The organism is Rhizobium sp. 1399 (assembly GCF_031455475.1).
Lineage (GTDB): Bacteria > Pseudomonadota > Alphaproteobacteria > Rhizobiales > Rhizobiaceae > Rhizobium.
Genome location: NZ_JAVDSU010000001.1, coordinates 1075464 through 1098276, shown reverse-complemented (window position 1 = coordinate 1098276; position 22813 = coordinate 1075464). Strand labels below are relative to the sequence as shown.

Annotated in this window: 23 protein-coding genes and 1 pseudogene; 11 read left to right on the top strand and 13 right to left on the bottom strand. The window is 59.8% G+C overall.

The features are described 5' to 3' along the window. Nucleotides 1-47 precede the first annotated feature (47 nt). From J2X71_RS05685 to J2X71_RS05665, 5 genes are all read left to right on the top strand, one after another. Nucleotides 48-458: an HIT family protein gene (locus J2X71_RS05685; RefSeq protein ID WP_310379892.1), complete on the top strand. Its 411-nt coding sequence runs from the start codon at nucleotides 48-50 to the stop codon at nucleotides 456-458. Beyond that, the gene (nudC, locus tag J2X71_RS05680; RefSeq protein WP_310379890.1) at nucleotides 455-1414 is read left to right on the top strand and encodes an NAD(+) diphosphatase; all 960 of its coding nucleotides are present in this window, start codon (nucleotides 455-457) and stop codon (nucleotides 1412-1414) included. The genes J2X71_RS05685 and nudC overlap by 4 nt, the downstream gene beginning before the upstream one ends. Nucleotides 1415-1475: 61 nt before the next feature. Then, the gene (locus J2X71_RS05675) at nucleotides 1476-2171 is read left to right on the top strand and encodes a YafY family protein (RefSeq protein WP_310380103.1); all 696 of its coding nucleotides are present in this window, start codon (nucleotides 1476-1478) and stop codon (nucleotides 2169-2171) included. Nucleotides 2172-2241: 70 nt separating this feature from the next. Beyond that, nucleotides 2242-2463: a hypothetical protein gene (locus J2X71_RS05670; RefSeq protein ID WP_310379888.1), complete on the top strand. Its 222-nt coding sequence runs from the start codon at nucleotides 2242-2244 to the stop codon at nucleotides 2461-2463. A 136-nt stretch (nucleotides 2464-2599) separates the two neighbouring features. After that, nucleotides 2600-2968, top strand: coding sequence for a VOC family protein (locus J2X71_RS05665; protein WP_025669404.1), 369 nt, complete (start codon nucleotides 2600-2602; stop codon nucleotides 2966-2968). A gap of 56 nt (nucleotides 2969-3024) precedes the next feature. Here J2X71_RS05665 and J2X71_RS05660 read toward each other — a convergent pair whose 3' ends face one another. Beyond that, a complete protein-coding gene (locus J2X71_RS05660) occupies nucleotides 3025-3879 on the bottom strand; it encodes a prephenate dehydratase (protein WP_310379885.1) in 855 nt (284 codons plus the stop codon). Nucleotides 3880-3891: 12 nt separating this feature from the next. Continuing rightward, the gene (locus tag J2X71_RS05655; protein WP_310379883.1) at nucleotides 3892-4647 is read right to left on the bottom strand and encodes a 3-deoxy-manno-octulosonate cytidylyltransferase; all 756 of its coding nucleotides are present in this window, start codon (nucleotides 4645-4647) and stop codon (nucleotides 3892-3894) included. A gap of 154 nt (nucleotides 4648-4801) precedes the next feature. Here J2X71_RS05655 and J2X71_RS05650 point away from each other — a divergent pair, with 154 nt between their 5' ends. Then, a complete protein-coding gene (locus tag J2X71_RS05650; RefSeq protein ID WP_113016191.1) occupies nucleotides 4802-5374 on the top strand; it encodes a cytochrome c family protein in 573 nt (190 codons plus the stop codon). Between the two features lie 57 nt (nucleotides 5375-5431). On the opposite strand, the gene J2X71_RS05645 is transcribed toward J2X71_RS05650, so the two are convergent. Then, the gene (locus tag J2X71_RS05645; RefSeq protein WP_310379880.1) at nucleotides 5432-6379 is read right to left on the bottom strand and encodes an AEC family transporter; all 948 of its coding nucleotides are present in this window, start codon (nucleotides 6377-6379) and stop codon (nucleotides 5432-5434) included. 406 nt (nucleotides 6380-6785) lie between these two features. On the opposite strand from J2X71_RS05645, the gene J2X71_RS05640 reads away from it, so the two are divergent. After that, the gene (locus J2X71_RS05640; RefSeq protein WP_025669408.1) at nucleotides 6786-7778 is read left to right on the top strand and encodes an adenosine kinase; all 993 of its coding nucleotides are present in this window, start codon (nucleotides 6786-6788) and stop codon (nucleotides 7776-7778) included. Here J2X71_RS05640 and J2X71_RS05635 read toward each other — a convergent pair. After that, a complete protein-coding gene (locus J2X71_RS05635; protein ID WP_113320503.1) occupies nucleotides 7771-8310 on the bottom strand; it encodes an SH3 domain-containing protein in 540 nt (179 codons plus the stop codon). The two genes, J2X71_RS05640 and J2X71_RS05635, sit on opposite strands and share 8 nt — an antisense overlap. Nucleotides 8311-8487: 177 nt before the next feature. Here J2X71_RS05635 and J2X71_RS05630 point away from each other — a divergent pair, with 177 nt between their 5' ends. Beyond that, the gene (locus J2X71_RS05630; RefSeq protein WP_310379877.1) at nucleotides 8488-9489 is read left to right on the top strand and encodes a D-glycerate dehydrogenase; all 1002 of its coding nucleotides are present in this window, start codon (nucleotides 8488-8490) and stop codon (nucleotides 9487-9489) included. A gap of 30 nt (nucleotides 9490-9519) precedes the next feature. Here J2X71_RS05630 and J2X71_RS05625 read toward each other — a convergent pair whose 3' ends face one another. The 4 genes from J2X71_RS05625 to J2X71_RS05610 all read right to left on the bottom strand — a co-directional run bounded on the left by J2X71_RS05625 (nucleotide 9520) and on the right by J2X71_RS05610 (nucleotide 12259). Continuing rightward, nucleotides 9520-9993, bottom strand: coding sequence for a GNAT family N-acetyltransferase (locus tag J2X71_RS05625; RefSeq protein WP_310379875.1), 474 nt, complete (start codon nucleotides 9991-9993; stop codon nucleotides 9520-9522). Continuing rightward, entirely contained in the window at nucleotides 9990-10814 is an 825-nt protein-coding gene (locus J2X71_RS05620; protein ID WP_310379873.1) for a molybdopterin-synthase adenylyltransferase MoeB, read from the bottom strand. Before J2X71_RS05620 ends, J2X71_RS05625 begins: the two co-directional genes overlap by 4 nt. Continuing rightward, nucleotides 10811-11935, bottom strand: a complete 1125-nt coding sequence (gene recF / locus J2X71_RS05615) for a DNA replication/repair protein RecF (protein ID WP_310379871.1) — start codon at nucleotides 11933-11935, stop codon at nucleotides 10811-10813. The genes J2X71_RS05620 and recF overlap by 4 nt, the downstream gene beginning before the upstream one ends. Nucleotides 11936-12058: 123 nt before the next feature. Continuing rightward, nucleotides 12059-12259 carry a hypothetical protein gene (locus tag J2X71_RS05610; protein ID WP_310379869.1) on the bottom strand — a complete coding sequence of 67 codons (201 nt, stop codon included), beginning with the start codon at nucleotides 12257-12259 and terminating at the stop codon, nucleotides 12059-12061. 270 nt (nucleotides 12260-12529) lie between these two features. Between J2X71_RS05610 and J2X71_RS05605 the strand changes: the two genes are divergently transcribed. Next, nucleotides 12530-12895: a helix-turn-helix domain-containing protein gene (locus tag J2X71_RS05605; protein ID WP_007813894.1), complete on the top strand. Its 366-nt coding sequence runs from the start codon at nucleotides 12530-12532 to the stop codon at nucleotides 12893-12895. A gap of 33 nt (nucleotides 12896-12928) precedes the next feature. Here J2X71_RS05605 and J2X71_RS05600 read toward each other — a convergent pair whose 3' ends face one another. The 4 genes from J2X71_RS05600 to J2X71_RS05585 form a co-directional block, all read right to left on the bottom strand. Continuing rightward, nucleotides 12929-13135, bottom strand: coding sequence for a hypothetical protein (locus tag J2X71_RS05600; RefSeq protein ID WP_310379867.1), 207 nt, complete (start codon nucleotides 13133-13135; stop codon nucleotides 12929-12931). A gap of 206 nt (nucleotides 13136-13341) precedes the next feature. Then, entirely contained in the window at nucleotides 13342-14484 is a 1143-nt protein-coding gene (gene dnaJ / locus J2X71_RS05595) for a molecular chaperone DnaJ (RefSeq protein ID WP_310379865.1), read from the bottom strand. 82 nt (nucleotides 14485-14566) lie between these two features. After that, complete coding sequence (gene dnaK, locus J2X71_RS05590) at nucleotides 14567-16477, bottom strand: molecular chaperone DnaK (RefSeq protein ID WP_310379863.1); 1911 nt, start codon at nucleotides 16475-16477, stop codon at nucleotides 14567-14569. Between the two features lie 314 nt (nucleotides 16478-16791). Beyond that, nucleotides 16792-19101 carry a transglycosylase domain-containing protein gene (locus J2X71_RS05585; protein ID WP_310379861.1) on the bottom strand — a complete coding sequence of 770 codons (2310 nt, stop codon included), beginning with the start codon at nucleotides 19099-19101 and terminating at the stop codon, nucleotides 16792-16794. Nucleotides 19102-19358: 257 nt separating this feature from the next. Here J2X71_RS05585 and J2X71_RS05580 point away from each other — a divergent pair, with 257 nt between their 5' ends. Then, nucleotides 19359-19541: a hypothetical protein gene (locus J2X71_RS05580; RefSeq protein ID WP_007813904.1), complete on the top strand. Its 183-nt coding sequence runs from the start codon at nucleotides 19359-19361 to the stop codon at nucleotides 19539-19541. 574 nt (nucleotides 19542-20115) lie between these two features. Here the strand turns inward: J2X71_RS05580 and J2X71_RS05575 are convergent. Then, a complete protein-coding gene (locus J2X71_RS05575) occupies nucleotides 20116-21504 on the bottom strand; it encodes a dipeptidase (RefSeq protein ID WP_310379859.1) in 1389 nt (462 codons plus the stop codon). 186 nt (nucleotides 21505-21690) lie between these two features. Here J2X71_RS05575 and J2X71_RS05570 point away from each other — a divergent pair. Further along, a pseudogene (locus J2X71_RS05570) lies at nucleotides 21691-22758 on the top strand (MHYT domain-containing protein); the annotation flags it as partial. Between the last annotated feature and the right edge of the window lie 55 nt (nucleotides 22759-22813).

Sequence of the window (22813 nt, the reverse complement as noted above, 5' to 3'; positions counted from 1 at the left end):
GCTCCGAAAAAACTGCTAGTCCATTGGAAAACATGAGGAGAATGCCTTTGAGCGATTTCGTGCTCGACCCCAGGCTCGAAAACGACAGTACCAGTATCCTGCTGACTGGCCTGTGTGACGTCAGGCTATCGAAGGATGCTCGCTGGCCCTGGCTGATCCTGGTGCCGCGCCGGGCGGATATTACAGAGATCTTCGAGCTGACGCCGCTCGATCAGGTGCTGCTGACCTTCGAGATCGAGCTCGTCTCCGCAGCACTCAAGAAGGTTACCGGTGCCACGAAAATCAATGTCGGGGCTCTTGGCAATATCGTCCGCCAGCTTCATGTTCATGTCATTGCGCGTTCTGAAGGTGACGCGAACTGGCCGGGTCCTGTCTGGGGTTTCGGCAAGGCCGAGCCTTACAAGGACGCAGCAAGAGACGAATTCATAGCTAAGCTGCGGGAAGCCCTTTCACCATGAGTCATTCGCTTTTCGATTCGGACCTGCCGCATCCGGAACCCAGCAATCTCACCGCCTTTGCCGCAAACGACCTGCACCGCGACAGCGAACATCGCGATGAAGGCTCTGTCGAAAAGGCGCTCGCCCGCGAAGGCACGCATATTTTCGCCTTCGCCAAGGACAAGTTGGTGCTCAAGCACGATGGCCAGGTGCTCGATCCGCTCTTCGCACGCTACGAGCTGCAGGAGCTGAAACCGAATTGGGACGAAACCGTGCTGCTCGGCTATCGCAAAACCGGCGAGCCGCGCCTTGCCGTGCCCGTCGGCATCGATGTCGAGGATATGGCGAGCCAGTACAAGCCGGTCGACGGACGCTCGCTCTTCCGTGACGAGCTCGTCGACGAGATGCTGCTCGGCGAGTTCTCCCAGGCAGCAAGCCTCATCCGCTGGAACGGTGACAACCAGTTTTGCGGCCGCTGCGGCTCCGTCATGGAAATCCGCATCGGCGGCTACAAGCGGGTCTGCACGGCCTGCGAGCACATGATCTTCCCGCGCACCGATCCCGTCGTCATCATGCTGACGATCGATGAGGAGCGTGATCTTTGCCTGCTCGGCCGCAGCCCGCATTTCGCGCCCGGCATGTACTCCTGTCTGGCGGGCTTCCTGGAGCCCGGCGAGACGATCGAAAATGCCGTTCGCCGTGAAACGCTGGAAGAATCCGGCATCAAGACCGGCCGTATCCGTTATCATGCCTCCCAGCCCTGGCCGATGCCGCATTCGCTGATGATCGGCTGTTATGCCGAGGCGAAGTCGTGCGATATCCACCGCGATGAGGCTGAGCTTGAGGATTGCCGCTGGTTCACCCGCGAAGAAACCATCGAAATGCTGGAGCGTCCTGGCGCCAACGGCAAGGCGCCGCCGCCGAAGGGTGCGATTGCCCATCGCCTGATGCGCGATTGGGTCGAGTGGAAACGCTGAACAAAAGGTCGGAGAGCACGGATGATCGTCAGCCGGTCCGGCCTGTCTGCATGAGGGCATAATCATGGTCGCCCGCTCAGAACGGCTGCTGACCCTGCTTCAGACGCTCCGGCGCTATCGGCGGCCGGTCACCGGCACCGTATTGGCCGAAGAAACCGGTGTCAGCCTTCGCACGCTCTACCGCGATATTGCGAGCCTTCAGGCGCAAGGCGCCATGATCGAGGGCGAGGCCGGCATAGGCTATGTGCTGAAACCCGGCTTCATGTTGCCGCCGATGATGTTTTCCGAGGAGGAGCTGGAAGCACTGGTGCTTGGCTCGCGTTGGGTGGCGCGCGCCGCCGAGCCGCGCCTGGCCAATGCCGGCGCTGATGCGCTGGCGAAGATCGCCGCCGTGCTGCCGCCCGACATGCGCGATATGGTCGATTCGGCTACACTTTTTGTCGGCCGCAAACGGCAGGATGAGGATAAGGCGGATGTTTCGGCCATCCGCAAGGCAATCCGCCTGGAGCGCATCCTTGAACTGCATTATGGCGACGAACAGGGGCGTGTCTCCCGCCGCCGTGTCTGGCCTTTCGCGCTCGGCTATTTCGAGCATGTGCGCATCATAATGGCCTGGTGCGAACTACGCCAGGATTTCCGTCATTTCCGCACCGATCGTATCATCGACATGACGATCCATGACACGCGGTATCCGCGTCGTCGCACCGTTCTCCTGAAGGAATGGCGGGACACCCAGGATACTCCGATCGAGCACTAACGCTACTGCCATAAACTGTCAGCAGGATGCGCTATTGTCAGTACCAGTCCAGCAGGAAGGAGTACTGATCATGGGAATGCCTCAAGTCGTTCAATATGCCGGCCGTCGTACTTCAGTCAAAGCCGGAAAAACCCTTCGTTCGCGTCTGGTGCGCTTGTTTGCCGACAGGTTCACAGGAGCGTCAGCACGCCGTCCGCGCCTTGATCTCGAGACGATGCCGCACTGGCACAAGCGCGATCTCGGCATCATGGACGGACAGGACTGGCGCGTCGGCGACGATCTCTTCCGTTAAGGCCGCACGCCGGCCTCATTGATATTCCTCCCGGTAACGAAAGCGGCGCTGTCTGCAGCGCTGCAATCGGAGATCTGCTGCCATAAAATGGCAGCAGATCTCGGCCGGGCATCTTTCAACCCAGTGGAGAACTGAAATGGCCAGCCCCAATCTTATTATCCTCTATGTCAAGGACCCCGCTGAAAGCGCCGCCTTCTATCGCAATATTCTGAGCCGCGAGCCGGCGGTGGAGGCGCCGAATTTCGTCGCCTTTCCGCTCGATGGCGGCTTCACCCTCGGCCTCTGGCGCCGCAGCAGCGTCGAACCGCAACCCTCGGCCATCGGTAACCGCGGTGAGGTCGCCTTCATGGTCGATGGAGAAAATGCCGTCGCCAGGCATTACGAAGACTGGCGGGGCCGTGGCCTGCCCTTCGCTCAGGATCTGACCGAACTCGACTTCGGTCCGACCTTCGTCGTGCTGGATCCGGACGGGCATCGCTTGCGTGTTTGTGAGCCGGATAAATAAATCAAGGTATGCATAAGGCCTCTCCGGTCAGTTGTCGGAGAGGCTTTGGGTAATCCTTACAGAAGTCCCCGCATTGCATGGCCCTTGTAGACGCCGAGGATGCGCACCTTCTCGGAGAAGAAACGCAGTTCCTCCAGTGCCCGTCGCACATGCGCGTCGTTCGGGTGGCCCTCGATATCAGCGTAGAACTGCGTCGCCACGAACTTGCCGCCGAGCTGATAGCTTTCGAGCTTCGTCATGTTGATGTTGTTCGTCGCAAAACCGCCGAGCGCCTTGTAGAGCGCTGCCGGAATATTGCGGACGTTGAAGACGAAGGTGGTGACGATCTTTTCGTCACTGGCAGCGCGTTCTGCCCATTCCTCATCACGTGACAGTACAACGAAGCGCGTCACATTGTTTTCCGTATCCTCGACATTCTCGGCGATGATATCGAGGCCGTAGAGGTCGGCGGCAAGGCGCGGCGCGAGCGCCGCCATCGAGCGGTCGCCGGTTTCCTTGACGAGCTTGGCGGCCCCTGCCGTGTCGCCGGCGATCACAGGCTTCCAGCCATTGGCGCGCACGATCTTGCGGCACTGACCGAGCGCATGGATATGGCTGTGCACAGTGCGGATCTCGTCCTTCGTCACGCCCGGCAGAACCATGAGCTGAAAGCGGATCGGCATGAAATATTCGCCGATAATGTGCAGGCGCGATTCCGGCAGGAGGTGATGGATGTCAGCCACACGCCCGGCGATCGTGTTTTCGATCGGGATCATACCGATATCGGCGTCACCATTGTCGACCGCCGTGAAGGCATCCTCGAAGGTCTGGCAGGGTAACGGTTCCATGGTCGGAAACATGTCGCGGCTCGCCATGTCGGAATTGGCGCCGAATTCGCCCTGGAAGGCGATCCTGTTGGTCTTGATGTTCATGAGGAAAATCCGTCAGTTGGCCTTTGCGGAGAGAATGCGCCGCGCCTTTTCGAGGTCGGCCGGAGTATCGACACCAAGCGGAACCGTGTCAACGATCTCGACATCGATGCGCATGCCGGCTTCGAGTGCCCGCAACTGCTCCAACGATTCGCGCTTTTCCAGCGTCGATGGGCCAAGCGAGACAAAACGCTCGAGTGCCGCGCGTCGGTAGGCATAGAGCCCGATATGGTGATAGAGCGGCCCTTTGCCGTAAGGCGCGGTCGTGCGGGTGAAGTAAAGCGCACGCAGACGGCTGGCGGAGAGCGGTGAACCGACGACTTTCACAATGTGCGGCGCGGTCTTGTCTTCCTCGTTGTCGATTTCGGTCGTCAGAGTTCCAATATCGACGGCCTCGTTCTCGAGAGGACGTAAAGCCGCACGCACGGTTTCCGGCTCGATCGTCGGCAGGTCGCCTTGGACGTTCACGACGATTTTGGCTTTCGCGTCTGGATCGACCTTGTTCAGCGCCTCGAAAATGCGGTCAGAGCCAGACTGATGGTCTTGGCGTGTCATGACCACTTCAAAGCCGGCGGCGGCGACAGCATCGAACACCTGCTGGTCGTCGACGGCAATAACCACCCGGCCAATCGCCGCTTCCTGTGCTCGTTTCGCCACCTGCACGATCATTGGCAGACCGCAAATATCGGCCAGCGGCTTGCCGGGAAGCCGGGTGGAGGCCATGCGTGCGGGGATCAGCACCAGCACCTCATCTAATTTTGAATCAGTCATTGTTCGGGCCTTCTAATCCGGGCTGAAAAGTGGCAAAAAGTCTCACGCACAAGACCATTTAGACAGTTGCAACGAATAGCCAAAAGACATAGGTTCCGCGCAATTTCAAGATGGTCCGGTTTCTGGTCTGCCGGCTGCAAGGGGAGCATTGCAGATGAATTCATACGTCAATACGGCCGTGGGAGCGCTGCTAGGAACGATCTTCGTTCTGATGTCTGTCTCCATCGCGTCCGAGGGGATCTTCCATTCCGAGGCGCCGGAGAAGGAAGGTTTTGCCATCGTCGCCGAGGAGGCACCCGCCGCCGGCGGTGAAGGCGCACCTGCTGCCGTTGCTGTTCCGATCGCGCAGCTTCTTGCCAGCGCCGACGCCAAGGCCGGCGAGACCGTATTCAAGAAGTGTCAGGCCTGTCATGACGGCACCAAAGGCGGACCGAACAAAGTCGGCCCGAATCTCTTTGGTGTCGTAGATCGGCCGATCGCTTCGCATGAAGGCTTTGCATATTCCTCCGCCATGAAGGACTTCTCCAAGGGCAGCAGCGAGCATTGGACCTTCGAAAACCTCAACAAGTTCCTGCTGGCACCGAAGAAAGACGTCCCGGGTACCGCCATGGGCTTTGCAGGCCTGCCGAAGGATCAGGACCGCGCCAACGTCATTCTCTATCTGCACACGCTGGCAGATTCACCGGCTCCGCTGCCGGATCCGAATGCTCCGACTGCAACGCAGTAAGAAGCGACGAATTTTTTCGAGAAGAAGCCCGGTCACAAGCCGGGCTTTTTTATTGCCTCAGGCACCGAGAATATAGGCCCAGAAGGAAACGGTGATCGCGCCGAGCGCCGTGGTCACTGTAATCGTCGAGGCGGCAAGGCTGTGACCGACGCCGAAGCGGTTGGCGATCAGCCAGGCATTCACCCCCGTCGGCACCGATGAGGTCAGCACCAGAGCCGCCGCCCACTCGTTGTTGAGGCCGAAAAGATGGCTTGCTGCCCACACGCAGCCAGGCAGCAGCAGCAGCTTGAAGGCGGAGGTCACGCTGGCGATTCCGACATTGCCGGAGACACCGTATTTCTGCAGCGCCATACCGAGCGAAATCAATGCCGCCGGACCAGCCGTGCCGGCAATCTGTCCAACGACGGAGCTGACCGTTGCCGGCATGGTCAGTCCCGAGACGTGAAAGACCGTGCCGGCGGCAATGCCGATGACCAACGGATTGTGTAGCAGATTCAGGCCGATCTGCTTCAGTACCAGGGTCATGCTGCGGTCGCTCTTGCCGGAGATTTTGCGTTCGGCATGTTCCATCATGATTGTGCCGGCCACCATCATGATCGGCAGATGCACGGCAAGCAGGATGGAAAGGGCAACAAGCCCTTCGCTGCCCACGGTACGCTCGACCAGCGGCAGGCCGATGAAGATGTTGTTGGCGAAAGCGGAGGACACGCCGGCAAGCACGCCGATCCGCTCATCGCGCCCGAAGAAGCGCGTGGCAACGATGTGCCCGGCCGTCCATGTCACCGCGACACCGGCAAAATAGACGATCCAGAGCCGAAACGGCGACGCGCCATGGAAATCGGCCTCGGCGATGGTGCGGAAAAGCAGCAGCGGCACGGCGATCTTAAAAACGAACTCGCTCAAGGCATCGCCGACCTCAGCCGTCAGCAACCCTGTACGGACAATCAGCCAGCCGATGAGAATGAGAAGGAAGATCGGAAGAACGTCGAAGATGATGGCTGACATAGACTGCTGCTCTGCGCGGGGATCGCCGAGGTCTAGCAGCTAATCGCCAGCCATGACAAATGCCTTGGATGCAATATCCTTCGCGGCGCAACAAAAAAAGCGGGCTAAGCCCGCTTTTCCGCATCCGGTCCTGCCGGATAGCCGGTTGCGATACTGCCAGTTCATCCGTGGTCAGCGTCGTCCCGGTAAGATTGAAGGGATCATCCCTCCCATACCCCGGCCATACGAGATACCTGCATGCCGGTCTTCCTGATGCTGTTTTTAGGTAAGCATGGTGACAGCGGCATGACGAATAAACGGCAGTTTTGCGAAGACTTGGAAGGCGGTGTGCTGTTTATCCTTCCAATACCAGCAAATTTCGCTAAGACCGATTACCGGCTATCACAAATCCGGGACTTCCCATTTCATGACCAAATTCGATGTTCTGACGGTCGGCAACGCAATCGTCGATATTATCGCCCGTTGCGACGACCAGTTTCTCATTGACAACAAGATCACCAAGGCAGCGATGAACCTCATCGATGCCGATCGCGCCGGACTGCTCTACTCTCGCATGGGACCGGCACTCGAAGCTTCTGGCGGCAGCGCCGGCAATACGGCCGCAGGCGTTGCAAGCCTCGGCGGCAAGGCCGCCTATTTCGGCAAGGTCGCAGAAGACCAGCTCGGCGAGATCTTCGCGCATGATATCCGTGCTCAGGGAGTTCACTACCGGACCGAGGCCAAGGGAAAATTTCCGCCGACCGCACGCTCGATGATTTTCGTCACCGATGACGGCGAACGCTCGATGAACACCTATCTCGGCGCTTGCGTCGAACTCGGGCCTGAGGATGTCGAAGCGGATGTGGTGGCGCAAGCCAAGGTGACCTATTTCGAAGGTTATCTCTGGGATCCGCCGCGTGCCAAGGAAGCGATCCTTGATTGCGCCCGCATCGCCCACGAGAACGGTCGCGAAATGTCGATGACGCTCTCAGACAGCTTCTGCGTCGATCGTTACCGCAGCGAATTCCTGGACCTGATGCGCTCGGGCAAGGTCGATATCGTCTTCGCCAACCGCCAGGAGATCCTGTCGCTTTACGAGACCGACGATTTTGAGGAAGCGCTGAACAAGATCGCCAAGGATTGCAAGATCGCCGCGGTGACCATGAGCGAGGACGGTGCCGTGATCCTGAAGGGCAACGAGCGCCATTACGTCGATGCGATCAAGATCAATGAAGTGGTCGATACGACGGGCGCCGGCGATCTCTTCGCCTCAGGCTTCCTCTACGGCTACACGCAGGGCCGCACGCTGGAAGATTGCGGCAAGCTCGGCTGCCTTGCCGCCGGCATCGTCATCCAGCAGATCGGCCCGCGGCCGATGAAGTCGCTCTCCGAAGCTGCAAAGGAGGCGGGCCTTATTTAAAGGCCTCGCCCGGATAGGCACCCCAGATTTCCGACTGCGCCACCCAGCCTTCGGCGCCGTCGGTCTTTGCGAAGCACCATTCGCCATTGCACTCGCCGATCGAGATCATCACCCCAGGCTCCAGCTTGGCAACGATGCTGGCGGACGGCTGTGACTCACGGCGCAGGTTCACATAGACGCCCTTGCCTTTTCCCTTCATCCACGGTGCCGCGATTGCGGCCCGCTGGCCTGACAGCAGCGACTGATTGACCCAACCCTCCGTGCCGTCGGCATCGCGGATACGGCGCCAGTTGTCGTATTCCTGGATGATTTCGACCGGCAAACCCGTCTTCAGATACATCCAGGAAACCGCATAATCTGTTCCCGGTCCGATGCGCAGGTTCACGCGTTTGGACTTCAGCGTCACGAAGCGCGGCAGCGGCAGGCCGCTCGGCCCCTTGGCCGCCTGGGCTTGTGCAAATTCGATGGTGCCCGCCGATACGGCAAAGGCAACCGCCAGAACGAGGCAGGACTTCATAACTGTGCGACGCATGGAAGCTTCCGTTGGCTCGAATTCGCAGCAGGCCGCGCCTGCTCGCTTTCCGGGATTCCCCGGCCGCCACACGAGTTTTGTTTGTCTTCGCGTGCGGGTCTGGTAGAAAATGCCCGGAACGGGAAAATGATCGCCCATCTTGGTTAAAGACCTCTAAACAAGGCACTGCAAGCCGCTATGACGACGAAGAAAAAACCGAAGGTCTACATAACCCGCAAGCTGCCTGATGTCGTCGAAACCCGCATGCGCGAGCTTTTCGATGCCGAGTTGAATATCGACGATACGCCGCGATCCGTGCCCGAACTCGTCGAAGCCGTCAGGACCTGCGACGTGCTGGTTCCGACCGTGACCGACCGGATCGACGCAGCTCTCATCGAACAAGCCGGGCCGCAGATGAAACTGATCGCCAGCTTTTCCAACGGTACCGACCATATCGATGTCGAGGCCGCCGCCCGAAAAGGCATCACCGTTACCAACACGCCGAACGTACTGACCGATGACACCGCCGACATGACCATGGCGCTGATCCTCGCCGTGCCGCGACGAATCGGCGAAGGTGCGCGCGTGCTGACCGACAGGCCCGGCGAATGGGCCGGCTGGTCTCCGACATGGATGCTCGGGCGACGCATCCATGGAAAGCGAATCGGCATCGTCGGCATGGGCCGTATCGGCACGGCCGTTGCGCGACGCGCCAAGGCCTTCGGCCTGTCGATCCATTATCACAACCGCAAACGCGTCAATCCGGCGACCGAGGATGAGCTGGAGGCGACCTATTGGGAAAGCCTCGACCAGATGCTTGCCCGCGTCGACATCGTCTCGGTCAATTGCCCCTCGACGCCCGCAACCTTCCATCTCTTGTCGGCAAGGCGCCTGGCGCTGCTTCAGCCGACCGCCTATCTCGTCAACACTTCTCGCGGTGACGTGATCGACGAGGCTGCTCTCATCAAATGCCTGCGGGAAGGAAAGATCGCTGGCGCCGGGCTCGATGTTTTCGAGAACGAACCTGTCGTCAATCCGAAGCTGGTGAAGCTCGCCAATGAGGGCAAGGTCGTGCTGTTGCCGCATATGAGCTCGGCAACGATCGAGGGACGTGCGGAGATGGGCGACAAGGTCATCATCAACATCCGCGCCTTCATCGATGGCCATCGCCCACCGAATCGGGTGCTGCCGGGCCGGTGACGACCGGAGCGCTCCCATCTTTAGGCCAGATTAGCCGGCGAGCGCTTTCTTCATCTCGATAAACGTCACGCGCGTAAAACCGGGATGGGATTTCTCTGCGGTCCTTTCAAAGCCCCAGGCAGCGAAGGTCGCGTGATTGCCGACGAGCTCTATCCGTGTCTCGAGCCTCAATGCCGGAAGGCCGAGATCGAGCGCCGTCTCTTCGGCGATATCAAGCAGTCGCCGGCCGATGCCCTTGCCTTGCGCGGATGGCAGAACCGCGAGTTTTCCGACATAGAGGCAATCCTTCTCCGGGCGCAGGAAAATGCAGCCGGCGAGCTGCCCCGCATCCTCTACGACATAGGCGATTTCTGCCTTTGCCTTTTCCACCAGCGATTCCATCGTCAGGCGAGTTGCTGAGGAGGGCGGATCGATGCGGCCTTCCATATAGGCGAAGGATGCGAGAATGAGATCGAGCAGCTCGCCCCAGCGAGCAAAACTCTCATCGATGCGAAAAGGCGTCATGCGGTCCTGCTCTGCCTCGCGCGCCGGCGCTTGTAGCGGATCGTATCGAAACGGGCAGACAGGGCGTCATAGAGCAGCAAGCGGCCAATCAGCGGTTCGCCGGCACCGGTAATGAGCTTGATCGCCTCCATGGCCATCATCGTGCCAATCACGCCCGTCAGTGCGCCAATGATACCGGCCTCCGCGCAGGCGGGGATCAATCCGGACGGCGGTACTTCGGGAAAGAGATCGCGATATCCAGGGTTCTGCGTGCCGTCTTCTGCAGCCTCATAGGGTTTCAGCACCGTCAGCGACCCGTCGAAGCGGCCGACGGCGCCGGTCACGAGCGGGATACGCGCTTCTTCTGCTGCATCGGCGGCCATATAGCGCGTATCGAAATTATCCGAGCCGTCGATCAGGAGATCGAAGTCGGAGAGGTGCAAACGCGCCGTATCGGCAGAAAGACGCTCAGTGAAACGGATGACCTTGATATGCGGGTTCAGCCGAGCGATCGCAATGGCCGCGCTTTCCGTCTTCATTTCGCCGATCGTGCCGGAATCGTGGATCACCTGCCGCTGCAGGTTGGAGAGCGAAACACGGTCGTCATCGGCAATGCCGAGCGTGCCGACGCCTGCGGCCGCCAGATATTGCAGGATCGGCGCCCCGAGCCCTCCGGCGCCGATGACAAGCACGCGGGCGGCCTTCAGCTTCTGCTGTCCCGCGCCGCCGATTTCCGGCAGCAGTATGTGGCGATGATAGCGTGCGATTTCGTCCGGGCTGAGGGGGTCCATGGGCGTAATGCTAACACGCCTCGAACCGCGGGGAGAAGCGCTATCGCTCATTCGAAAACCCTTCCGTCGGCAACCGTGAAAAACTGTGCCCGCTCGGCAAGTGCCGCAAACATCTGATGGTCCGTTCCTGTCATGAATGCCTGGCCGCCAAGCCCGTCTATGAGGTCGAACAGGGCGGCGCGACGTCCCTCGTCGAGATGGGCGGCAATCTCGTCCAGGAGCAGAACCGGCGCATGGCCAGTAAGGTTGCCGACTAGCCGCGCATGGGCAAGGACAAGGCCCACCAGCAGGGCTTTCTGCTCGCCGGTGGAGCAGCGCGCCGCTTCCATCTGCTTCTCACGATGATGCACGATGAGATCGGCGCGATGCGGCCCCTCCAGCGTGCGTCCGGCGCCGGCATCGCGGTAACGGTTGGCGGCGAGTGTTGCCGCATACTCATCTTCCAGATCGACTGAGGGTCGGGAGAACTGGCCATCCATGAAGCCCGAGAGCTGCAGAGATGCTGACGGGAAGGGCGAAGTCTCGCGGCTTTCCTCGATGAGCCGTGTCAGCAGGCCGAGCATTTCCTGGCGGGCGAGCGCCATGGCAATACCGAGGCTTGCCATCTGCTCCTCGATGCCGGAAAGCCAGGACGGATCGAAGCGGCCTTCGTCGAGCAACTTGTTGCGGCTGCGCATGGCGCGCTCGAAGTCGCTCGCCCGCCTGCCATGCTCAGGGTCGAGCGACAGGACCAGCCTGTCGAGGAACCGCCTGCGGTCGGAAGAGCCGCCGGTAAAGAGCCCGTCCATTGCCGGCGTAAGCCAGAGCACGCGCAGATGGTCGGTCAACTCGTCAACCGTCTTGGCCGTGGTTCCGTTGATGCGCAGCCTGCGCGCCATCGCCTCGTCGCTGGCATCGATCCCCGTACCGATCTCGACATCGCCTTCCATGCCTTCGAGCTTGGCAAAGATCGAAAATCCGCCCACAGCACCGACACGGGTAATATCGCCATAGGCGGCGCGGCGCAGCCCGCGTCCCGGTGACAGGAAGGAGACCGCCTCCATCAGGTTGGTCTTGCCGGCGCCGTTGTCCCCAGTCAGCACCACGTGCCGCCCGTCGAGCGCAAGCGAGGCCGACGCATAATTGCGAAAGTCGGTCAGTTTCAGACGGGAAAGGGCAACCTTGTGCGGCATCGGATATCCGGAAACATCAAGGCTGACAGTGAGAGCCTTTCCTAGTCAGAATGATTCAATCTGACTAGGAAAGGCTCTAAGCCGAAGTGTCAGGGATATCAAGGCTGAGAGCCGTTTCGGCTGTCAATGCCTGCGAGGGGCGGGCGGATCGAGCTGTGCCTCGGCCTCCGCAATCGCCTTTTCGATCCAATAGCGGAGATCCGGCCGGTCTTCGATCGAGCCGCGCAGCGATTTCAATGAATCGATCATCAGCGTCAGTTTCTGGCGGCGCATATTGATGACGATACTGTCGGCATCAGATTTCCCGGTGGGAGCGGATGTCATGCAGTATTCGAAGCCTCTTGTCTGACAGGTACTATAGGGGTTCCGTAACTATCGTCTCATGCAATGAAGTCAACTACAGGGTGTTCAACTTTTCGCGACATCGCCGCCAAGTCATCAAACAAGGATTAGAAGTTGTAAATCCGCGCAGCGAACAGTTATTTGGGCGGCCTAATGCCCAAAAAAAGTCGGTTGAAAATTGCAACTTCCGGGTTGAGATATTCAGCTGACGCTATATGGTAAATTAAGGGTTTACCGGGAGAGAGTGCAGCAGTGCCAGATCCGATTGATATCATTGTCGGCAGCAACGTGAGACAGCTTCGCGCCCGCCGACGTGTTTCTCAACTGGAGCTCGGCGAAGCGCTTGGCCTTACATTCCAGCAGATCCAGAAATACGAGAAGGGGACGAACCGCGTCTCTGCCAGCAAGCTGCATCAGATAGCGGTCTTCCTGGGGGTCGATATTTCCGAGCTATTTGAAGGTACGGGAATTTCCCAGTTTACCAACCGCGTCGAGTTGAGCCCCGAGGCCTATGAGCTGGCGGTCAGCTTTGACAGGTTGAGCTCGATTGCGGGCAAGCAGGCGGTCAAGACGATCCTCAACCTCATGTGCGGTCAGGCAACCGAAAACGCGGCTTGATGCGTCGCACATATCCTTGAAATCGACGGGATCTCAGTGAAGCTCGCGCTCGTGCAGCGCGACGAGCAGGGCGTCCTGCGTCTGATGGCCGGCATGATAAAGGTCGATCGCGATGCTGGCGATCGAAAGGCCCTGCTGGCTGCGAAGCTTGATGTTGCGTTCGGCACACCACGAATAGAGCGCACCTGCCAACGCATCGACATCTTCGGACAGAGAATTTGAAAAGTTCGTTGCCGACATGGAGATACCCTCTGTTAGTCCCGGACTGCGGGCCAAAGACAGTATGGATTTCAGTAACTTGCAAGCGTCATCGGATCTGTGCGTTAACACAAGACATCTGCGGGCAGACGCGCGTCCCGGCTTGAAACAGATGTCTCGAATTGGAGCGCGCATGAAAAAGCCGGAGGCGGAACCTCCGGCTTTTGTAACCTTGAAGGATATCGAGCTCAGCCCTCGAAGAATTCCTTCATCCGGGCAAAGAAGCCCGTCGATTCCGGATTGTTCTCCTTGGAGGAGAGCTGCTCGAATTCCTGCAGAAGCTCACGCTGGCGCTTGGAAAGCTTCTGCGGCGTCTCGATCTGGATCTGGATGTAGAGATCACCCGTCTGGCTGGAACGCAGCACCGGCATGCCCTTGCCCTTCAGGCGGAATTGCTTACCGGCCTGTGTGCCTTCGGGAACCGTGACGCGCGACTTGGTGCCGTCGAGCGTCGCCACATCGAAGGTACCGCCGAGCGCTGCCGTCGTCATGGAGATCGGCACGGCGCAATAGAGATCGGCTCCGTCGCGCTGATAGAACTCATGCGGCTTCACCGACAGGAAGATATAGAGATCGCCCGCCGGGCCGCCACGCGTACCGGCCTCGCCTTCGCCCTGCAGGCGAATGCGGGTGCCGTCCTCGATGCCGGCAGGGATGTTGACCGAGAGCGAACGCTCTTCGGTCACACGGCCCTGGCCGTGGCACTTCGGGCATGGATCGGGAATGATCTGGCCGCGGCCATGGCAGGTCGGGCAGGTGCGTTCGACTGAGAAGAAGCCTTGCGCTGCGCGCACACGGCCCGAACCCTGGCAGGTGCCGCAGGTTTTCGGCTGCGTGCCCGGTTTTGCGCCGGAGCCCGAACAGACGTCGCAGGTAATCGACGTCGGAACGCGGATCTGTGCCGTCTTGCCGGAAAAGGCCTCTTCCAGCGAGATTTCCATATTGTAGCGAAGATCAGCGCCGCGTTCGCGACCGCCAGAAGAGCGCTGCCGTCCGCGGCCTCCACCCATCATCTCGCCGAAAATGTCCTCGAAGATGTCGGAGAAGCCGCCACCGGCAAATCCGGCGCCGCCGCCGAAGCCGCCGGGACCGCCCATGCCGCCGTGCTCGAAGGCCGCATGGCCATAACGATCGTAGGCCGCGCGCTTCTGCGGATCCTTCAGCGTTTCGTAGGCTTCGTTGATTTCCTTGAACTTGCGTTCGGCATCTTTATCATCCGGGTTCTTGTCCGGATGGAATTTCATCGCCAGCTTGCGGAAGGCGCTTTTCAGCTCTTTTTCATCCGCCGTCTTGGCTACACCCAGAGTTTCGTAAAAGTCCGCTTTTGCCAATTTAAGCCCCGGAAATGGATTTCCGGCTGCCATGGTGAGCAGCCGGATGTCTATCGTCTAGCGTAGGCCGCCAGTCCGCCGATTAAGCGGACTTCTTGCGGTCGTCGTCCTTGACTTCTTCGTAGTCGGCATCGACGACATTGTCATCCTCAGCCGAAGCATCGGTCGCGCCGCCTTCGGTCTGCTGGGCTTCATAGATCGCCTGGCCGAGCTTCATGGAAACTTCCATGAGGGTCTGGGTCTTGGCCTTGATGTCTTCGGCGTCAGCTTCAGTTGCTTCGGTCGCGGACTTCAGAGCGGCAATCGCATCGGAGATCGCGGTGCGGTCGGCTTCCGAAACCTTGTCACCATAATCCTTGAGCGACTTCTCCGTGGAATGAATCAGGCTTTCGGCCTGGTTCTTGGCTTCCACACCCTCGCGGCGCTTCTTGTCTTCGGCAGCGTGCGATTCGGCATCCTTGACCATCTTTTCGATGTCGGCGTCGGAGAGACCACCGGAGGCCTGGATGCGGATCTGCTGTTCCTTGCCGGTGCCCTTGTCCTTGGCCGAAACCTGCACGATGCCGTTCGCGTCGATGTCGAAGGTGACTTCGATCTGCGGAACGCCGCGCGGTGCCGGCGGCAGGCCGACGAGGTCGAACTGGCCGAGCAGCTTGTTGTCGGCAGCCATTTCACGCTCGCCCTGCGAGACGCGGATGGTGACGGCCTGCTGGTTGTCGTCGGCGGTCGAGAAGGTCTGGCTCTTCTTCGTCGGGATCGTCGTGTTGCGTTCGATCAGACGGGTGAAGACGCCGCCGAGCGTTTCGATGCCGAGAGACAGCGGGGTTACGTCGAGAAGCAGAACGTCCTTGACGTCGCCCTGGAGAACGCCGGCCTGGATGGCAGCGCCGAGAGCGACGACTTCATCCGGGTTGACGCCCTTGTGCGGTTCCTTGCCGAACAGCTGCTTGACGACTTCCTGAACCTTCGGCATGCGGCTCATGCCCCCGACGAGAACGACTTCGTCGATTTCGGCAGCGGTGACGCCAGCATCCCTGAGGGCTGCCTTGCACGGAGCGATCGTGCGCTGAACGAGATCGTCGACCAGGCTTTCGAGCTTGGCGCGGGTCAGCTTCAGTGTCAGGTGCTTCGGGCCGGAAGCATCAGCCGTGATGAACGGCAGGTTGATTTCGGTCTGCTGCGAAGAGGACAGCTCGATCTTGGCCTTTTCAGCAGCTTCCTTGAGGCGCTGCAGGGCGAGCTTGTCGTTCTTCAGGTCGATGCCGTTGTCCTTCTTGAACTCGGCAACGAGATATTCGACGAGACGCATGTCGAAGTCTTCACCGCCGAGGAAGGTATCGCCGTTGGTGGACTTCACTTCGAAGACACCGTCGCCGATTTCGAGGATCGAGATATCGAAGGTGCCGCCGCCAAGGTCGTAGACGGCGATCGTCTTGCCGTCCTTCTTGTCAAGGCCATAGGCGAGAGCAGCAGCAGTCGGCTCGTTGATGATGCGGAGCACTTCAAGACCTGCAATGCGGCCGGCATCCTTGGTTGCCTGGCGCTGCGCGTCGTTGAAATATGCGGGAACAGTGATAACGGCCTTTTCGACCTTTTCACCGAGATAGGATTCGGCGGTTTCCTTCATCTTCTGAAGGATCATCGCGGAAATCTGTGCAGGCGAGTAGCCCTTGCCGTTGGCTTCGACCCAGGCGTCGCCATTGTCGCCCTTGACGATCGTGAAGGGAACGAGGTGCTTGTCCTTCTCGACGGTCGGATCTTCGTAGCGGCGGCCGATGAGGCGCTTTACGGCGAAGAGTGTGTTCGTGGGGTTGGTGACCGCCTGGCGCTTGGCCGGCTGACCGACGAGGCGTTCGCCGTCATCGGAAAATGCCACCATGGAAGGGGTCGTACGCGCGCCTTCCGCGTTCTCGATGACCTTTGCGTCCTTGCCGTCCATGACCGCGACGCAGGAATTTGTCGTTCCAAGGTCGATACCAATTACTTTTGCCATGTCATTCTCTCCTTGAAGCAAGCTGTCGGAACCCCGGTAAGGCATTTCCCTGACAGCCCCTTACGGGATGGGTCTACTAAGATTACGCAATCGTGATTGCGGTGATGCGGCGTATATAAGGAGCGGTTTTCTGGACTGCAAGGCGAGAAATGGCCTGGAATCCAGCAAAACGAATGTGTTGCGTTCAATTTTTACAGTAGCCGGAAAAGGGTCTGCTTTGCACCTTCAAACCGTGCAAATCTTGCATGCCGAGCCTTGCGCGGGACGTGCTCCCGCAAGGCGTCTTATCCGGTCTCAATACTGTCTGCTGTCTCCTATTGCCCCATGATGAGATCGAGCAGGGTCGTGCGACGTGGCTGCGCCCCTGATGTTGCCTGCGGTCCGCCGACATCACCGGGCGGCACCATGTCGTCGTAACCGCCGCCGGCGACATCGGCGGGCGGCACAGGGCCGCCATTCACCGGCATCGCCGTCTGCCGCTGTCCGGGTGCCGGCGGATAGCGGTTCAGGTCGGCATTGCCGCCGAAGACACCGGAAATGATGCTTCCGACCGTAGACGGCTGCTCGGGCGCCGGCTGCGCCTGCGCCATCGGCTGGCCGTTGGCGGGATCGGTTCCAGGATCGGAGAATGTCTGGCCCATGCCGAAAAGCGGTGCCGGCGAAAGCCCCTTATGCGCGGCGACCATGAAATCCTTCCAGGCCTTGGCCGGGAGCCCGCCGCCGGTCACCTTCTTCATCGGCGTGCCATCGTCATTGCCGAACCACACGCCCGTCGTCAGATTGCTGGTGAAGCCGACGAACAGCGCATCGCGCGAATTCTGCGTCGTACCGGTCTTGCCTGCTGCCTGCCAGCCGGGAAGCTTGGCGCTCGAGCCTGTACCGCCGTTGATGACGCCCATCATCATCATGTTCATTTCGGCGACGATCTGCTCGGAAAGCACGCGCGGCGGATTGTCGTAGGTATTCTCGTAGAGCACCTTGCCTTCGGTGGTGGTCACCCGGCGGATCACATGCGGGGTTGCCTTGTAGCCACCGTTCATGAAGGCTGCATAGGAGGCCGTCAGCTCCATCAGTGACACTTCCGAGGTGCCGAGAGCGATCGAGGCATTGGGCTGCAGGTCTGATTCGATACCAAGGCGGTGGGCGAGTTTGATCACCTGATCGGGGCCGTCATACATCACAAGCTGGGCGGCCACCGTATTGAGCGACTTTGCGAGCGCAGTGCGGAGCGTCACTTCGCCATTATATTTCTTCTCGTAATTCTCCGGTGTCCAGTTGCCGATGCGGATCGGCGCGTCGTTGAAAACGGAATCCGGCGTCAGGCCCTTTTCGAGCGCGGCGGCATAGACGAATGGCTTGAAGGAGGAGCCCGGCTGGCGTTTGGCCTTGACGGCGCGGTTGAACTGGCTCGTCGCGTAATCCCTGCCCCCGACAAGCGCACGGATCGCGCCCGTACCGTCGATCGAGACGAGGGCGGCCTGCGACGCGTCGAACTTGCCGCCTTCCTTGTCGAGCACATCGACCAGCGACTGCTCGGCCTTCTTTTCGAGGTTCTTGTCGATGGTCGTGTCGACGATGACGTCTTCCTTCACGTCGCCGACCAGCCCCTGCAGCTCGTCCATCACCATATCGGCGACATATTGTCCGGCGCCCGACCAGTAGCTGCGGGCAGAAGCCGGCGTCTGTGACATTGCCGTCTTGATCTCGCCGTCGCTGATATAGCCCTGGTCGCGCATCGCCTGCAGCACGATCTGCGCGCGGGCATTTGCTGCCTCCGGATCACGGGCCGGCGAAAGGCGGGACGGCGCTTTCACAAGGCCCGCAAGCAGGGCTGCTTCGCCGAGGTTCACATCGCGCGCCGACTTGTTGAAATAGCGTCGTGCCGCCGCTTCCACGCCATAGGCATTCGAACCGAAATAGACGCGGTTCAGATACATCGCAAGGATCTGGTCCTTGGTGTATTTCTGTTCCAGCCAGAAGGAGAGCAGTACCTCCTGCACCTTGCGCTCGAGCGTGCGCTCGGGCGAGAGGAACAGGTTCTTGGCAAGCTGCTGCGTCAGCGTCGAACCGCCCTGGATCGGCTGGCCGGTCGCATTGTTGACGAAGGCACGCGCGAGCCCGAACGGATCGACGCCGAAATGCGAATAGAAGCGTCGGTCTTCGATGGCGATGATCGCTTCTGGAATATAGGGCGACATATTATCCAGCGACAACGCCTCGCCGCCGGTCGCACCGCGGTTGGCGATCGCGCTGCCGTCTACGGCGGTGATCTTGACGTTTGGCGGCCGTTCCGGGATTGCCCAGGTGCTGGCGCTCGGCATGCGCGAACCATAATAGAACACGAGCCCGGCAACACCGATGCCAGCCCAGATGCCAAGTACGATACACCAGTAGACGACCCTGCGCAGGAACGCGAACAGACCACCGCCTTCACGCTCGCGCGGCTCGGGACGGCGCTTTGCAGGTGCGCGGCGAGGAGCGGGCGATCGCGATGGACGCTTGGAGCCGTGTCGCCCGTCGATGCGGTCGTCGGCATCGAGCGCAAATTCGTCATCCTCCTCACGGCCGCCACGGCCGTTGAAGGACGGTTCGATCCTGTCGTCTGATCTGCGTCTGGCTACCATCGTGGAGCGGCTGAACCCTTGCTCTAAGACCGCGCCCCCAGGCAACGGTTTTATCCGATTGAATTGTAAATGCGGCGAATTAACGGGCTGTTAAGAACAATACCAATACGGCCAAGTGCTCTCCCTGCCTGCATTTTTTCCGTCAGCCAGCCATGACTTCCCCACATGGCTGCCATTCATTGTGAGTGTCACAAAACTGACATATATCGCCGCGACTTCGCTTCTCCGAAGAAGCAGAGCGCAATATCAGGCAGAAAATGACGATCGATCCCGACAAGATGGACGAAGCTCGCCTCCGCGAAGTCTGGAGCGTGCATGCCTTTGCGCAGCATTATCGCCTCGACAGGGTGGAGGAGAGCCGGTTGAAGATGCTGCTTGGCCCTTATGCAGAGATGCGTGATCTGCTGGCGACCCAGCGTCGCACTTCTTCCGGCTGGTGAGGGAACCAATAGGCTTTGCAGCAGTTTTATCGAGAGCGGGACATACCCCTCACGTCCCGCTCAGATCGGCCGTCTCCCCTCAACACGTGCCGATCGATATCAGGCCCGGCGTATCACCAGATACGTCGGGTCCTTTTCTTTAGGGGCGATAAGGCCCGCGCTCGCGATAATAATAATCCGGCCCGCGGCGCCAGCGGTCGCGTCGTTCAGATTTTAGATTGTTTTTCAAAGACTTACGGCAGTGTCAGGATGAGCGCAGCTTGAACGGCGATCAAGGTTTTTCACGAGGCCTTGAAATGTGAAAGGCGGCTTCCGATATAAGGTTTCAGAAATCGCAGCCCGGAGATGTTGTGCGCGTTATCGTCGCATCGTTTCCGTGATCTGGTTGAACTAGCCGTTTACCGGCAGTAAACCTTTCGGGATCACTCTGGCTGTGCACTATCCGCTTCTCCTTTGACCACGGATGTACTGGCACTGAGATGAGGCGGATAACGGAAGGCCGGTTTGCCCCGGCCTTTTTGTTTGCAGATTTCGGATGGCGTGCCGCGCAGACCGCGGGCACGCCTTTTTTATTTCAAGCCTTCAGTGCGGCAAGGATGCGCACCCAGGAGCGGATGCCCTTATGGTAGGAGGCGAGCTCGTACTTTTCGTTCGGTGAATGGATACGGTCGTCGGAGAGGCCGAAGCCGACGAGCAGGGATTCCATGCCGAGCATTTTCTGAAAATCTCCGACGATCGGGATCGAGCCACCCATGCCGATGACAATGGCAGGCTTTGGCCATTCATCGGAAAGCGCGTTGCGCGCCTTGGTTAGAACAGGCGAGTCATAGGAAAGATGAATGGCCGGCGAGGCGCCATGCGGATGGAACTCGACCGAGCAGTCGGCCGGGATCTTCGAGCGAACGTAGTTGCGGAAGCTTTCACGGATCGCTGCCGGATCCTGCGTACCGACGAGGCGAAAGGAGACTTTCGCCGATGCCTTTGCGGCAATGACAGTCTTGAAGCCTTCACCGGTATAGCCGCCCCAGATGCCGTTGACCTCGGCTGTCGGGCGCGCCCAGGTGAGTTCCAGGACCGAGCGGCCCTTTTCGCCCGAGGGAATGGAGAGGCCGACTTCGCCGAGGAAGTTTTCCGCTGACTTGCCGAGCGCCTCCCAGGATGCCTTGATGTTGGCGGGCGTTTCCTCCACACCGTCGTAGAAGCCTTTAAGTGTAATGCGGCCGGTCTCGTCATGCAGGCCGGCAAGCGCTTCCACGAGAATATGGATCGGGTTGGCGGCGGCACCGCCGAACAGGCCGGAATGCAGGTCGCGGTCGGCGGCCGTCACCACGATTTCTTCACCGACAAGGCCGCGAAGAGCAGCCGCGATTGCCGGCGTATCGCGATCCCACATGCTCGTGTCGCAGACGAGGGCGTAATCGGCCTTGAGCTCAGTGGCATTGGCTTCGAGGAACGGCTTCAGCGACGGCGATCCGGACTCTTCCTCGCCTTCGAAAAGGATGGTGACGCGGCAGGGAAGCGCGCCGTTGATCTCCTTATAGGCGCGGCAGGCCTCGACGAAGGTCATCAGCTGGCCCTTGTCGTCGGCCGTGCCGCGGCCGGTCAGGATCTTGCGGCCGTTGCCGGCATCCTTGATGGCCGGATCGAAGGGGTCGTTTTCCCAGAGCTCGATCGGATCGACCGGCTGCACGTCATAGTGACCGTAGAACAAGACGTGGGGCGCATCAGCCGAGGCACCTTCGTGATGGGCGACCACCATAGGGTGGCCGGGCGTGTCGCGAACCGAGGCATCAAAGCCAAGCGTCTTGAGATAGGCTACCAGCCACTCGGCTGCCTTGCGGCATTCGGCCTTATAGGCCGGATCGGTCGAGATCGACTTGATGCGCAAGAGCTCGAACAGCTTTTCGAGGCTTGAATCGAGATTCTTGTCGGCACGCGCAAGGATGGGATTTAGTTCAGTCATTTCCGACTCCTTCTGAAATTCGGCCGGACGATAGACCCAATCGGCTGCGGTTTCGAGCGTCAAATTTCAAGATGTTATGTTGGCACCAAATGCTACAATAGATAAAGTAGTGACATTAAATGCAATTTACGGTTATTTAGCACAATCTAAATAACATCGTGCAGAGGTCGACTTTCGAGGTGGCGAATGTTCTCGGTTATTGCCTGCATCAGGGATAATCATGACTGGCGGCTGGTCGTTGCCGCTGTGATCGTCTGCCTCGTTGGCAGCCTGACGACCATGCTCCTTCTTTTCCGTGCCCAGGAATGCGATGTCGGCCAGCGAAAGCTCTGGATCGGCACGTCAGCCTTTGCCTGCGGCGTGGGTGTATGGGCAACGCATTTCATCGCGATGCTCGCTTATGATGGCGGCATGCCGATCAGCTACGATCTGCGCCTTACCTTTCTCTCGGTATTCCTGTCGATTTTCGGCTCCTGGGTGGCCATACTGATCGCGTCGGAGGGCAGGACCGGCTATTCCCTTGCTTTTAGTGGCTTGCTGATGGCGCTTGGCATCACGGCCATGCATATGACTGGCATGCAGGCGATCGAGGCCCCGGCCGTCATCGTCTATGATGCCTTCACGTCGGTCGTTGCTTTCTGCTCCTGCGCGGTTCTGGCGACGGTAGCCTTCCTCGTCTTCTTCCAGTTGAAAGGCATGAAACGCTTCGCCGCCTCCTCCGGCGCCTTTGTGCTGGCGATCTGCACGCTGCATTTCATCTCGATGAGCAGCATTACGCTGGTGCCCGACCCAACGCGCGAGGTGCCGGCGATGGCGCTCCAGCCCGAGGTTCTTGCGGTGATCGTCATGGTTGTCGCAACCGGCCTCATCCTCATGGCCTTCGGCGCAGTCTTCCTCGAAAGCCATCTGACCGATCTTCGCGGCCTTGCCAACGTTTCGCAGGAGGGCCTCGTCATCCTGCGCGAAGGCAGGATCATCGACACCAATGAGCGCTTCCTGACCCTGTCTGGCTGGAAGCTTGCGGAACTCACTGGCAACATTCCCTCTGCCGTCCTGGCTCTCATCCATGTTGGGCAGGAGAGTGATCACCGGGAAATGCTGCTGATTGCCAAGGACGAGAGGGAGATCCGTGTCGAGGTCGTCACGCGGCGGATCGTCTATCGCGGGCGCCATTGCGATGTTCTCGTCGTTCGTGACCTCACCCAGCACAGGCGCGCCGGAGAGATGAGCGAGCATCTCGCCCATCATGATGTTTCGCCAGGCTCTGCAGGTCGCTGAGCTAGAGTGGGCGCAGATTTTCGGCATGCCG